This window comes from Pantanalinema rosaneae CENA516 (assembly GCF_050753385.1).
GTDB lineage: Bacteria > Cyanobacteriota > Cyanobacteriia > Leptolyngbyales > Leptolyngbyaceae > Pantanalinema > Pantanalinema rosaneae.
The window spans coordinates 1-13,779 of the sequence record NZ_JBLZFZ010000046.1 but is presented as its reverse complement, the minus strand read 5'-3'; the positions used below and the strand labels follow the sequence as shown (position 1 = coordinate 13,779).

Genomic DNA, 13,779 nt, shown 5'->3' with positions numbered 1-13,779 from the left:
TTTTGGGTCGTGAAAACAATCCACGCTATCCTCAAAATACTCTGTTTTTCTTCGTCGATCGCCACGACGAAACCATAGGTGTTGGCATGGTAAGTTACCCCATTCGTGTGCTGTTGGTTGAAGACTCTCCCGTGGCTTTAACCATCCTCAAGCGTATTTTCGCCAGTTCGCCGGAGGTAGAAGTGGTGGGAACTGCTCGGAATGGCATCGAAGCCCTGGAACTGATTCCTCAAGTGAATCCTCAGGTCATTTGCACCGATCTGCACATGCCTAAAATGAATGGGCTTGAACTCACACAGGAAGTCATGGCACGCTATCCTCGTCCCATTCTAGTGATCAGCACGTCAGTTCAAACCGAAGACACGCAAACTGCCTTTCAATTACTGGAGGCAGGGGCATTAGATTTGTTTCCAAAACCACTAGCCGGTCTGCCGTCAGAATATGAGCAGATGAAACAGGATCTGATTACCCGAATTCGAGTGTTGGCAGGAGTTTCTGTCTTCACCCAACATCGATCGCGATCGTCCGCCAAACCTGCCCCTGCAACAAGTTACCCCGATCGGGCAAACCATCAGCCAGCCCATTTTCCAACCCTGGCATCAGCCGCGCCTGTGCCGATCGGTGATATCCGGCTTCCCCGCATCTTGGCAATTGGCGCTTCTACCGGCGGGCCCCAGGTGTTATATAACCTCCTGTCCCGCTTGCCAGCCAACTTCCCCTTACCCATTCTCTGTGTCCAACATATTAGTGAAGGATTTCTCCAGGGCTTAGTGGACTGGCTCAACTCCGGTTGTGCATTATCGGTGACGATCGCGCAGCCGGGAATCTTACCCCTACCGGGCACAGTGTACTTTGCCCCAGAACGAGTCCATCTAGAAGTTAATCATCAAGGTCGATTTACCCTGGTCGATACTCTACCGGTTGATGGTCATCGCCCCTCGGTCACCGTTTTGTTTAAATCGGTGGCGACCTACTACCGTCGAGCCACGATCGCGGTATTGCTCACGGGCATGGGACGGGATGGGGCAGCGGGAATGCAAGCGATCGCCCAAATGGGTGGAGTTACGATTGCCCAGGATGAAGCCAGTTGTATTGTGTTTGGCATGCCGCGAGAAGCGATCGCCCTAGGGGCGGCTCAACATATCTTACCTGCTACTGACATTGCTCCCTGGTTGTTGAAAAGACTACAACCGGCATAACGGCATTTGATTAGCCTGAATGAATAAAAATCTGAGGTTCTTCCAAAAGAGGGAGAATTTTTTATGGCATTTGACAGACGGTAAAAAAACTAGATGCCGATTAAATATTATGCAGGGTAACAATGTGAGTTTCAACACCAGTAATTAAAACAGGGATAGGAGAGAAGATTATTATGGCAAGTCGGTTTTTCTCAACCACGATCGCGCTGACATGTTTGAGTGCTTTAATAGGCTCACCCGCATTGGCACAAACGGAACTTAGACCGATCGCTCAGCAAAATACCCAGCAGAACTCTGCTGCACCACAAATTGATAGTTTTACCGTTGAGCCAGTGAGTCAATTGAGCCCTGGAACAGAGTTAACTTTTACGTTGCAAGGTACACCGAATTCCCGCGCTAGTATGACGATCGGGAATCTTGCCCGCAATCTGCCTATGCGAGAAGTTGAACCGGGAGTATATGAAGGACGGTATGTGATTCGGACGACGGACTCGCTGACAGCGGATACAGTGGTGCGAGCCAATCTACAACGGGGCGATCAAATTACCAGTGCCCGACTACCCCAATCGTTAACGGCGGCTACTGGCACAAACACCACCCAAGGCGCTCAATCGGGGAATCAATCGACCCAAGCTCTGGCAATCAATAGCTTTAGCGTAGACCCGGTACAACAGCCAGATCCCGGTACGGTACTGAACTTCACCTTAACGGGTACTCCCAATGCCAGAGCCACGTACTCGATCGAAGGCATTACCTACAACCAACCGATGCAGGAAGTGTCGCAGGGCAATTATCGGGGGCAATATGTAATTCGGCGGCAGGATGATTTCTCGAATGTCAACAATCGGGTGACGGCTAGCCTGCAAGCTGGCAATCAAGTTGCCCGAGCGCAATTGGATCGCAACCTATTCGCCAGTAGCGGCACAACCAACCCCAATACAACTCAACTGCCTTTAGAAGTGCTGAGTCCGCAAAATAACAGTCGAGTTGGAGGGACGGTGGAAGTGCGGGGACGGAGTTTGCCCAACACTACGGTAGACGTAAATGTGGAGGCAAGCACCTCATTAGCGGGAGTTGTTGGTCTCAATCGCAACGTGTTTAATCGCACTATTTCCACCGATGCCCAGGGGAATTTCAGCTTTAGCTTCCGTCCGATCGTGCCGGTTCCAGGAACTCGCTATAACGTTAGTCTGAGTGCCACCAATGGCAACCAGCGCAATGAACAAAGCCTGGTACTGATCCAGCAATAACAGGCTTTCACTCCAGGTGATCTCATTGAGATGGCTGTAGGCATGATGTTGTCCTACAGCCACTTTTGTCTTAGCGGCGATTATTCCCAGCCTAAGGGCGGCTCAACGATCGTTTGTTCCGCTTTCCCCGTTCGGACACCCGGTTTGTTCACAATCTGGATACTTGTGGCTTGCAACCCATTTTTACCCTCGGTTGCCGCGAATCGTACCCCTGTGCCCACTTCCAGGCGATCGAAATCTCCGTGTAGCACACTATGGCGATGGAAATAAATCTCTTCCCCTTCTAGCGTCTTAATAAAGCCGTAATCCGCTTCTGGATATAATGTGGTGACTAACGCTGCCGTTTCCTGGATGCCGCTACCCTTAGCCTTTTCGCTCTCCCGTTGTTGCCGAGTTAATTCTTTTAGCTGCCGTTCTATTTTGCTGAAGGCATCCCGAATCACCGTATCAATATCGGGATACTGAGTGCGATCGCCAGGATGACTATCCGCTACTAACTCATGGTTAGGTGGTACGGTGAGATCAATTCGGACGCGAAATGGTGAACCCTGTTTAGGGCGATCGTGAATTTTTTCCAGGACAATTTGGCAGTTACTAATGTAGTCACATAAGCGCTCTAGTCTGGCAACCTTCTCGTGAATTAATGCTTCGATCGCAGCCGTTTTCTCAACATCTCGGTAAGTAATCTCTAGTGCTACTTGCATCTCCTATCTCCTGATCATCTGCTCTGATTTAACCGCTATAGGCAACAACTGAGATCTAAATCGATATCATGTTGGGGCTAGAAAAAGTAATTTTTATCCTCTTACAGTGCCCATCCATTGCTGATTTAGCGCTGTTAAATCTATCTCCACTTCACCTTGCTCAAGACACCGGGGAAAAACCTCAATCTCAGGTTATAGATATTGACTGACGATTGGGCCATGATAGAAGGCTAGTATCTATGATCAAATTCAAACTCCCGTAATAATGGGTTGGCTCTAGGGACTCGTCACAGGTCATCAGCCAGTATTCAGCTATATGTTGTTGAGAGATAATACAACTCAATGACTAATTGTTACAGTTCTTCAGTGAAAAGATAAATTAACTACAAACATGGGTATTTAAAAAATATTGGGTTGTGCTATTAATCGCGATCGTGCCGCAAGTTCGCTAGTTATGAAAACCGTGTTTCCCGATGATGAAGTCGAGAGATTGGCAACGCTCTATCACTATCACATCCTTGATACTGAGCCGGAGCCTGTCTTTGATGACCTCAGCTACCTAGCTGCCCAAAGCTGCCAGACCCCGATCGCCTTAATCACGTTGGTCGATCGGGAACGAGTCTGGTTCAAATCTCAACTCGGTATCTCGCTGACAGAACAATCTCGCGATCGCGCCTTTTGCGCCTATACCATCCTGCAAGCTCAGCCATTGATTGTGGAAGATGCACTGGCAGACGATCGATTTATCGAATTTCCGCTGCTGGTAGAGGAGCGACCCATCCGGTTTTATGCGGGAGTTCCTTTAATGACATTGACGGGGATGCCGTTAGGAACCCTGTGCGTTATGGACTATATCCCTCGCCAGCTCACCCCCAAGCAAATCACTGTCCTGGAAGTCATCAGTCGTCAGGTCATCCATCACTTAGAGGCACGACACTCCCAAGAACGGGCATTAGTGCCCCTCTCGGGCGTTAATTCCTATGCCTTGCAAACCGTCTGTGCCGTCAATGAACAACTTTGTCCCGAGCAGGATTTACGGCAAACCCTGAAGGATTTAGCTGATTTTAAATTTGCCCTGGATGCGTCTTCGATCGTTGCCATCACTGATCACAAAGGAATGATTCAGTACGCTAACGATAAATTTTGTGAAATTTCTGGGTACAGCCAGGATGAACTATTGGGACAAGACCATCGACTGATTAATTCGGGCTACCACCCTAAACAGTTCTTTCAACAACTTTGGCAAACCATTTCTCAGGGTAAAGTTTGGAAAGGTGAACTGAGAAATCGGGCGAAGGATGGCAGTATTTATTGGGTTGATACCACGATCGTCCCGTTTCTGGATGCCCAGGGTCACCCCTATCAATACATGGCGATTCGTAGCGATATTACCGATCGCAAATTAGCCGAAGAATCGGTGCGGCAACAAGCTCGGCGGGAACGTTTAGTGGCAGAAATTGCCCAACGGATTCGGCAATCGCTGGATCTGAATCAAATCCTTGATACTACGGTGTCTGAGGTGCGGCACTTTCTGCAAACCGATCGCGTGTTAATTTTCCAATTTGAGTCAGACTGGAGCGGTGTCGTTGTTGTGGAATCTGTGGAGCCGACCTGGCAACCGATCTTAGGGGCAACGATCGCAGATTCTTTCTTTAAGGATGCCACCCGGCGGCAAGCCTATGAACAAGGACAGATTCAAGCCGTTACCGATATTCATACCTCGGGCTTAACCCCCTGCCATATCGATTTATTAGCTCAGTTTCAGGTGCGGGCGAACTTAGTAGTGCCCATTCTGCAAGAGCAAACCCTGTGGGGACTGTTGGTGGCTAACCATTGCTCTGCCCCCCGTGTATGGCAACCCTTAGAAATCAATTTATTGAAACAGTTAGCCACCCAAGTAACGATCGCGATTCAACAATCCCAACTCTACCACCAGGCTCAATTAGAGTTAGCGGAACGGCAATCCGCAGAACAGAAAGTGCATGAGCAGGCGGCATTATTAGATGTGGCAACGGATGCCATTTTGGTCTGCGATCTGGATCACCATATTTTGTTTTGGAATAAAGGAGCAGAACGACTTTATGGTTGGCAGAAACAGGAGGTGCGGGGCAGTTCGGTTAACGAAACACTGTATCTAGACACTCCCGCGATCGCCCAGGAGATATACCAGATTGTCTATGAACAAGGAGAATGGCAGGGAGAATTACAGCATGTCACCAAGGTCGGTAAAGAAATTACTGTGGAAAGTCGCTGGACTTTAGTGCGGGATGCGTTAGGAAAACCCAAAGCCATTTTAATGGTCAATACTGACATCACTCAAAAGAAATTATTAGAGCGACAATTTTTGCGATCGCAACGGATGGAAAGTATTGGTACTCTGGCGGGAGGCATTGCCCATGATTTAAATAATATTCTGGCTCCAATTCTGATGTCAGTCCAGCTATTAAAACTACAATTTCCAGAAGGACAGGGACAACAATGGTTAGAAATTGTCGAAAGTAGTGCTAGACGCGGTAGTGAGTTAATTAAGCAAGTTTTATCTTTTGCGCGAGGACTAGATGGAGAGCATGGAATTTTACAAATTCGCCATTTAGTCACAGAGATTAAAAAAATTGCCGAAGAAACTTTTCCCAAATCCATGCAAATTTGTACGAATCTTTCACGGGATTTATGGGCTATTTGTGGGGATGCCACTCACTTACATCAGGTGTTAATGAATTTATGCGTGAATGCCCGTGATGCCATGCCTAATGGGGGCACTCTCTGTATTGCGGCGGAGAATTTGTTTGTGAATGAGACGGATGCTCAATTACATATTGATGCCCGTATCGGCGCGTATGTTGTGATTACGGTGACAGATACAGGCGTTGGGATTGCACCTGACATCCTCGATCGCATTTTTGAGCCATTTTTTACCACGAAAGAAGTGGGCAAAGGTACAGGCTTAGGACTTTCGACCGTGATTGGCATTATTAAAAGCCATCAGGGCTTCATCACCGTCTCCAGCAAGTTAGGGAAAGGTACGCAATTTAAGGTATTTCTTCCTGCCGTGGAGGAAGCCAGCGCTGACTTAGAAGCTGAACTGGAGTTGCCTGCCGGAAACGGAGAACTGATTCTGGTCGTTGATGATGAAGCACCGATTCGGGAAATAGCCAGGAATTCCTTGAAAACCTATAACTATCGGGTTTTGACTGCCAATGATGGGGTAGAAGCGATCGCCCTCTATGCCCAATATCGGGATGACATCCGGCTGGTATTAGTGGACATGATGATGCCCCTGATGGACGGAGCCAATACGATCCGAGCCTTGAAAAAGATTAATCCTCAGAGCAAAATTATTGGATCAAGTGGCTTAGTCTCCAGTCTGCCGTTGCCCGAAGCCAAACTGATCGATGCCCAAGCTTTTCTGCCCAAACCTTACACCATGCAGGAACTGTTACAAACTATCCATAATTTGCTTCAAGAGGATTAACGCTGGCTTATTCCGCGATCGCCCCGCCACAGGAACTACCAGCCCCCGCCGTACAACCAAAACAATGCCGTCCGGTGATAATTTGGCGTTGCTTTAGCGTGTGATAATCAAAATCCCGAATATGGAGAGGAGATTGGTGAGCCGATTGACACTCTAGATCGAGCATTTGATTAAAGTCACAATCAAATAACCGCCCATCCCAGGACACCGACAGCGTATTGCGGCACATCAGCCCCGCGATCGTCGCTGGGTTAAACGCATTCACCAACCGTTCCAGGTAAGCTTGTAAATTCCCCGATTGCTCTAACCACTCCAAATATCGCGATATTGGCATATTATTCAGCGCAATCAAGCGATCGAAGGTAATGCCATGATGCTTGAGTAAGCCAGCTTTCCATTCTTGTTCCAGGCTGGCTTGATGACTGGCAAGAAACGCTCCCACGGGATTACTCACTAACGTCAGCTGCCGATCGGGATCTCCCTGTCCATAGCCCACCGCATTTAACCGTTGTAACGCTGCGATCGATTTTTCAAATGTGCCATCCCCCCGTTGGGCATCGGTATTTCGTTGGCGATAGTGGGGCAAGGAGCAAACAATCTCTACCCCCTGTGCCGCTAACCAGGCAGGCAAATCCTGCATCGTCGGTAACAGCAACACCGTGAGATTGCAGCGATCGATCACCCGTTTACCCCGGAATACACACTGCTCGACCAGATAACGAAAGTGGGGATTCAGTTCCGGTGCGCCCCCGGTTAAATCTACTGTATGGGCAGGAGTCTGATCTAACGCTCGCAGACAGGCTTCTATCGTGTCACGGCTCATTACCTCCTGGGTGCGATCGGGCCCCGCATCCACATGACAATGGCGACAGGTCATATTGCAGAGTTTGCCGACATTAATCTGAAAAATCTCTAATTCAGCCGGTTGCAGCTCTAACCAATTGTGGGCAGCGAGGGTTGCCTGAAAATTGCCCTGGTGAGGTAGCCCTGCCAGATCAACGGCAGCTAAGGTCGATTGCTGATAGTGACTGGAGGCTAAAGGCGATTGTCGCCGCTTCAGAGACACGGTGGGTTTTGGGCCTGCCGCCGGATGGTTGAGATCCAATGGTTCAATCAGTTCTGCCAGCGATGGCTGGATTTCTTTAGACATAGAATTGCTTGGCGATGAACACTCAACGTTAACCGTAGCGCAACCGCCCTCAGAAAACAGCGAGGTGAGGCAGGAAAAAGTGGCTATGACGATCGTCTATGATCGCCACTCACACTAATCCCGATCGCAGTGCCACCACGGCTGCCTGGACGCGATCGTCCACCGATAGTTTATTCATAATGCCCCGCACATGGGTTTTGATCGTATTGGGGCTGAGATAAAGAGCTTCGGCAATTTCAGTATTATTTTTACCTTCCACCAAAAGTTTCAGGACATCCAACTCCCGTTCCGTTAAATCGCCAATCGGTCGATCGGGTGCCGGTGGTTTTAAGTTTTCCATCACCAACCGGGCAATCTGCGGATCGAGATAGGTAGCACCTGCCTGAGCCGCCGCGATCGCCACCAATAGCTGATCAATACTGGCACCTTTGACACAATAGGCATCGGCTCCACTCGCCAGGGCTGCCAGCACCTCGGTTTCAGCCGTATGGGAGGTCAACATGACGATGCGTACTGAAGGCAACTGCTGCTTAATCTGCTGCGTCGCGGCAATGCCATCCAGTCGGGGTAGCCCAATGTCCATAATAATCAGATCGGGTCGGTGAGTCAGAGCCGAACGCACTCCCAGATAGCCATCTTCGACAATTTCGACCACTTCAAACTGCGGCTGAGAGGATAGCATCCGCTCTAATCCCAGTTGGATCATGGGATCATCTTCCACCACCAGAATTTTTAAGGATGCAGCCGTTGAGTCCATAAGCGAGTCCGCGACAGTTGACACAATTTTATCTCAGGAGACAAATTAACCCATGCTGAAATACTAATATTAACGGCATAATGGTAGCGTAAACCAAAATCGTGACCCTGCACCAGGAGTGCTATCAACCCCAATCTCGCCACCATGAGCCGTAATAATCTGCCGACATAGATATAAGCCCAAGCCCAAGCCTACCGTTCGGCGGGTCGTTTGCCCCCGTTTATACAGGTCAAACATCATGGCACATTGGTCAGGTGGCATCCCTTCCCCATCATCTCGCACCGTACAGCAAATCATCTTGGCGGGGTGGTGTTGCTCTGGCGAGGATGGCTGCCCCAGCATAAGTTCCGCCGTCAGCGTCAGGGTTAAACCGGGAGGATTGTGCTTAAGCGCATTCATCACCAGATTTTCATACACGCGCCACAGTTGATTGGGATCGGCGTTCACAGCCGGTAAGTCAGGTGGAATGCAAGTATGTAACGTCGCTTCATTTTTCAGCAGCAGCGTTTCCCAGTCCGCCGTGATCTGATGTACCAGGTCAGCAATCTTTACAGGTTGTAGATGTAAGGAAACGCCAGCAACTTCATTCGCCTGAGTTTCTAGCAGGGAGTTAATTAACGTCAGTTGTCGATCGTGACTTTGGATCATGCGTTGCAACACCGATCGCGGCACTATCACACTTCCATCATTTCGTTCCGCCTCCTCCAGCAAACTTTGTAACACCATTAAGCCACCCGTCACCGGATTACGCAGATCATGGGAAACCGCATGGAGAAATACTTGTAGCGCCTCTTGAGCCTTCTGACGATCGTGGATTTCCTGTTGTAATTGTTGATTTTGTGCCTGGAGTTGATCCTGGAGTTTTTGAATTGCTAAATGAGTTTGAATCCGAATCAAGACTTCATCGATTTCAAAGGGTTTGGTGATGTAATCCACGGCTCCCACCTGAAATCCCTGTACCTTATCAAAGGTTTCGGTCAGCGCCGTCATAAAAATCACGGGAATTGCCTGAGTCGTAGGATTTGCCTTCAGCCGCCGACAGGTTTCAAATCCATCAATTCCGGGCATCATCACATCCAACAAAATCAAATCCGGTTGAGCATAGAGAATTTGCGCGATCGCGCTTTCGCCATCTTGCGCCACCCGTAACTTGTAACCCGAATCGCGGAGTGCCGCTACTAAAATGTTTAAGTTGGTGGGATTATCATCAACTAACAAAATTACGCTGGCGGATAAGGCTTCAGATTTCATAGGTATGGGTAGATCAACGGTTATTGATGGGAAGGATTCTGACTGACCTGTTGCACCTGAAGTAACAACTCCTGAATTTGATTAACTTGAAAAGCTTGCGCCAATCGATAGACCTGAGAGGTCAAGGGGGCTAATTCCGGTTGAGCTTGTTCGATCTGCATTGCCCGTTCTTGCAGTTCTAGCACAGCCCCCATTCTGGCAAGCTCTAACAATTCTGCTAACACTATCGGTGCCGGGTAAGTTGAGAGGGTAAGCACGATCGCAGCAGCTGGTGCTTCGCGATCGTCAGTGTCAACGCTGACTGCCTCTAGCTCAATCGCTGGTTCCGTCTCATATTCCCATTCCAATGCCAGCAATCGCTCCAACATCGCCAATAATTCCTTCACCCGAATGGGTTTCGACAGGAAGGCATCGCACCCCACATTTAAACTTGCCTGTTGATCATGTTCAAAGGCACTGGCAGACGCTGCAATAATCACAATATCCTGCGTCTCTGGCGATCGGCGTAACCGTCGAGTTGCCTCAAACCCATCCATCACGGGCATCACCAGATCCATAAAAATTATATCGGGTTTGAACTGAGCCGCTTTTTCCAGGCTATCTAACCCATTCACTGCTTCAATTAACTCAAATCCCAGGGGCGCTAACAAATTTACCAGAACGGCTCGATTCTCTGGTCGTTCATCTACGACCATTACCGTCCGTCGTCTACCGCGATAACCGATAATCTCCCGCGATCGAGGACGAGTCGGATCACGCCACCCCGGTGCTGCCACAACGTCTAACTCAAACCAGAAGGTACTCCCTTGCCCCAAAACGCTACTCACCTGCAATTCGCTTGCCATCATTTCTACCAGCTTGCGACTAATCGATAAGCCTAATCCTGTGCCTTCATACATGCGGCGACGATCGCCTACCTGTTGAAAGGGCAGGAAAATATCGGCTAGATCCTCAGAGGCAATGCCGATGCCGGTGTCTTCGATTTGGAAGCGGAGGCGGGAGGGGGAAGATGAGGGAGAGGGGGGGATTATGCCGACTTTGAAGGCAACGCCGCCGTGATCGGTAAATTTGATCGCGTTACTGAGCAGGTTAATTAATACTTGGCGCAGGCGTTGTTCGTCACCGCGAATCGCCGTGGGTAAGGCAGTTAATTCTTCGTAAATGAAGCTGATGCCTTTTTGTTCGGCTCGGAGATGGAAAATATCGGCGATCGCTTTCAAAAAGTTTGGTAAATGAAATTCGTTGAGATGCAGTTCCAGGCGACGGGCTTCGATTTTGGATAAATCCAGGACATCGTTGATCAAGGTCAGGAGATGTTCGCCACACTGGTAAATCGTATCAATGCCTTGATGGAATGAAGCAGGCAGCGTTTTAGTGCGTTTGAGGATTTGGGCATAACCCAGAATGCCGTTGAGGGGAGTACGCAGTTCGTGGCTCATGTTTGCCAGGAATTCGCTTTTGGCGCGGTTAGCCACTTCAGCCGCTTCTTTCGCCTGTTGCAGTTCAACTTCGGCTGTTTTGCGATCGGTAATATCGCGCACGACCCACACCACCGATTCCGTATCAATCGGTGAAACACTGGCACTAAACCAGGTCAAGCGATCGCGAATAGTAAGACAATATTCGGCTTTCACGGTTTGTTGGGTTTGGAGCGCTTGGCGCAGATACCCCATAAAGGCAGTAGCGGTTTCGGCTGGCAAAATGTCGTACAGGGTTTTGTTGAGGGTTTCGGCGATCGGTCGATATAACAAGCCCGTTGCTTTAGGCGTGAAGATTTTCCGACAGCGTCCCTGGATGTCCCGCACCAGCACCAGATCTTCCATCGCGGCAAATAACGCCCGCATCTCTGCATTGGCCGCCTGTAACGCCTCCTCTGCCCGTTTCCGCGCTGTACCATCGGTTGCGACCGACAGAATTTCGATTAATTGTCCCTGGTCATCCCAAATGGGTTTGTTTGCCCAGGATAACCAGACGCGATCGCCATTCCGCCGAGTATTCTCGTTTTCATTCACTAGATAGTGTTCCGGATTCGTGCAAATATCCTGAATGAGTTCCTGCAAGTCGCGCCCGGAGGTTTCCGTCAGAGGCACGATCGTGCCAATAATGTTTTGCCCCAGAATTTCGGTGGCTGGGTAATCAAAGAAGCGCTGTCCATAGTCATTCAGGAATAGCACCTGTCCGGTGGCTGACCAGCGAATGATAATGCAATTGGCGGTTTGTACTAAGTCACGATATTGAGCTTCACTCGCCTGTAGGGCTTCACTGGCAAGCTGCCGTTCCAGTTCTGCCTGTTTACGGGCTGTGATGTCATTGCTAACAAACAGGACGCAGGATTGCCCATCTAATTCAATCACTTCCGCCGATAATAAAACTGTGACTGTTTCACCCGTTTTTTTCTGAAAATCGATTTCCAAGTTATGGATCATGCCATCTCGGTGTAACTGCTCCATCACCTGATTTGTATCATTGGGATGCACCTGAAAATTCAACTCTTCTACGGTCTTGCCAAGCACTTCAGATGCCGTATAACCAATCAATCGCAAATGACTATGATTGGCTTCTAAAATTCGCCCTTCCTCCAGTGTGATCAATAGAAACGGTACGGGTGACGATCGAAAGATTTTAGAGAACTTATCTTCCGACTGCCGCAGGGCGATCGTGCGTTCTTCGACTCGCCGTTCCAGTTCCGCTTTAATCGCTTCTAAACCGGCAAACGATTGATGTAATTGTTCTGCCATCCAGTGAAAAGCTTGCGACAATACATCTAATTCCTGAATATGAAAGGTGGGCATGTCCTGAGTCAGCCGACCTGCTGCAAACTCGCGGCTAATTCGACTGAGGCGCAGAATGGGTTGAGTAATCCAGGCAGTAGTAAGAATCCCCAGCCCGATCGCACCCGCTAATGCCAGGAGTGATAGGATAAGCGTCAGGCGTTGACTGGAGACTAACTCCGGCATAAAGTCGGATTCTGGAACGACAACCACAATCAACCAATCCAATCTAAATTGATCGCGGTAAGGAATCACTTGAGCAAATAAGCGATCGCCATCCACAGCAAAATTCAGTTGTTGACTGGTTTGAATGGTTTGTAGGGTGGGAAACTGTGCCGCTAAATACTCTCCCGTCCGCCGGATCAACACATGGGGGCTGTCTCGCACCAACCAACGGCTCCCACTCTGAAGCGATGGATTACGGACAGGCAACGACATATTCACCGATGCCGCCACCAGATTGCCACTCCGCTCCAGAATGAACACCTGTCCCGACCGACTAATCTTAAAATTCCGCAAATAGTCACTAATCAACCGCAGGCTGAAATTAACCGCCATCACCCCTTGCAACTCTTGCTGAGCATCATAAATCGGTGTGGCAGCCGTAATGCCCAATTCCCCGGATGGCATAAAGGTATAGATCGGACTCCAAACAGCCTGTTTCGCCTGTACTGCCGCTTGATACCAGGGACGGGTACGCGGATCGTAATCATCGATCGCCTGTAATTCAGCTTTCTCACCCTGCGGATCTAACTGATAGAGCGATCGCCGCAACGGCTGTTCTGTCATAAACAAGTCGAGCGTTTTGCGCTTATGCGATCGATACACTCCTACAAAATCACCCGTAGCACTCCCAAAGGCAATATCTCGCACTGTCTGAAACCGTTGCATCTGTTGCCAGAAGTGACGTTGTAGTTGTCCCGGTTCCTGAGGATTCAATTGTGCCAATTTGACTGCATCTGTATTCAACTGATTGATCAATTGCGGTACAGATAGGTAAGAGTTGAGATACAAATGTACCCGATCGCCCACCTCTTGCATCAACTGATGGGAACTTGTCTCCAGGCTCTGTCGCTTCCCCTGCCAGGACAGCCATTCAATTAACCCGACTGTGCCAACGATTAGCACCGCAAATGGCAGAATCAGGATTAACCGCAGGGGCAGTTTTCTGGGCATGGGGGAGGTGGGGAGCTGTCTCTTATACACATCTCCGAGCCCACGAGAC

At 49.3% G+C, this 13,779-nt stretch carries 8 protein-coding genes; 3 read left to right on the top strand and 5 right to left on the bottom strand.

Annotated features, from left to right (window positions below; translation table 11 throughout):
• Positions 1-2: 2 nt before the first annotated feature.
• Both cheB and ACN4EK_RS22645 read left to right on the top strand, forming a co-directional pair.
• Positions 3-1,199 (top strand): chemotaxis-specific protein-glutamate methyltransferase CheB, encoded by a 1,197-nt coding sequence (gene cheB / locus ACN4EK_RS22650; protein WP_431660574.1) that lies wholly within the window; start codon positions 3-5, stop codon positions 1,197-1,199.
• Between the two features lie 173 nt (positions 1,200-1,372).
• Positions 1,373-2,449: a hypothetical protein gene (locus ACN4EK_RS22645; RefSeq protein ID WP_431660573.1), complete on the top strand. Its 1,077-nt coding sequence runs from the start codon at positions 1,373-1,375 to the stop codon at positions 2,447-2,449.
• 80 nt (positions 2,450-2,529) lie between these two features.
• On the opposite strand, the gene ACN4EK_RS22640 is transcribed toward ACN4EK_RS22645, so the two are convergent.
• Positions 2,530-3,153, bottom strand: coding sequence for an HPF/RaiA family ribosome-associated protein (locus tag ACN4EK_RS22640; protein WP_431660572.1), 624 nt, complete (start codon positions 3,151-3,153; stop codon positions 2,530-2,532).
• A 454-nt stretch (positions 3,154-3,607) separates the two neighbouring features.
• On the opposite strand from ACN4EK_RS22640, the gene ACN4EK_RS22635 reads away from it, so the two are divergent.
• Positions 3,608-6,625 carry a GAF domain-containing protein gene (locus ACN4EK_RS22635; RefSeq protein WP_431660571.1) on the top strand — a complete coding sequence of 1,006 codons (3,018 nt, stop codon included), beginning with the start codon at positions 3,608-3,610 and terminating at the stop codon, positions 6,623-6,625.
• Positions 6,626-6,632: 7 nt separating this feature from the next.
• Here ACN4EK_RS22635 and arsS read toward each other — a convergent pair whose 3' ends face one another.
• The 4 genes from arsS to ACN4EK_RS22615 form a co-directional block, all read right to left on the bottom strand.
• Positions 6,633-7,775 carry an arsenosugar biosynthesis radical SAM (seleno)protein ArsS gene (gene arsS, locus ACN4EK_RS22630; RefSeq protein ID WP_431660570.1) on the bottom strand — a complete coding sequence of 381 codons (1,143 nt, stop codon included), beginning with the start codon at positions 7,773-7,775 and terminating at the stop codon, positions 6,633-6,635.
• Positions 7,776-7,884: 109 nt separating this feature from the next.
• A complete protein-coding gene (locus ACN4EK_RS22625; RefSeq protein ID WP_431660569.1) occupies positions 7,885-8,532 on the bottom strand; it encodes a response regulator in 648 nt (215 codons plus the stop codon).
• 69 nt (positions 8,533-8,601) lie between these two features.
• Entirely contained in the window at positions 8,602-9,783 is a 1,182-nt protein-coding gene (locus ACN4EK_RS22620; RefSeq protein ID WP_431660568.1) for a hybrid sensor histidine kinase/response regulator, read from the bottom strand.
• 20 nt (positions 9,784-9,803) lie between these two features.
• Complete coding sequence (locus ACN4EK_RS22615; protein WP_431660567.1) at positions 9,804-13,760, bottom strand: PAS domain S-box protein; 3,957 nt, start codon at positions 13,758-13,760, stop codon at positions 9,804-9,806.
• Positions 13,761-13,779: the final 19 nt, after the last annotated feature.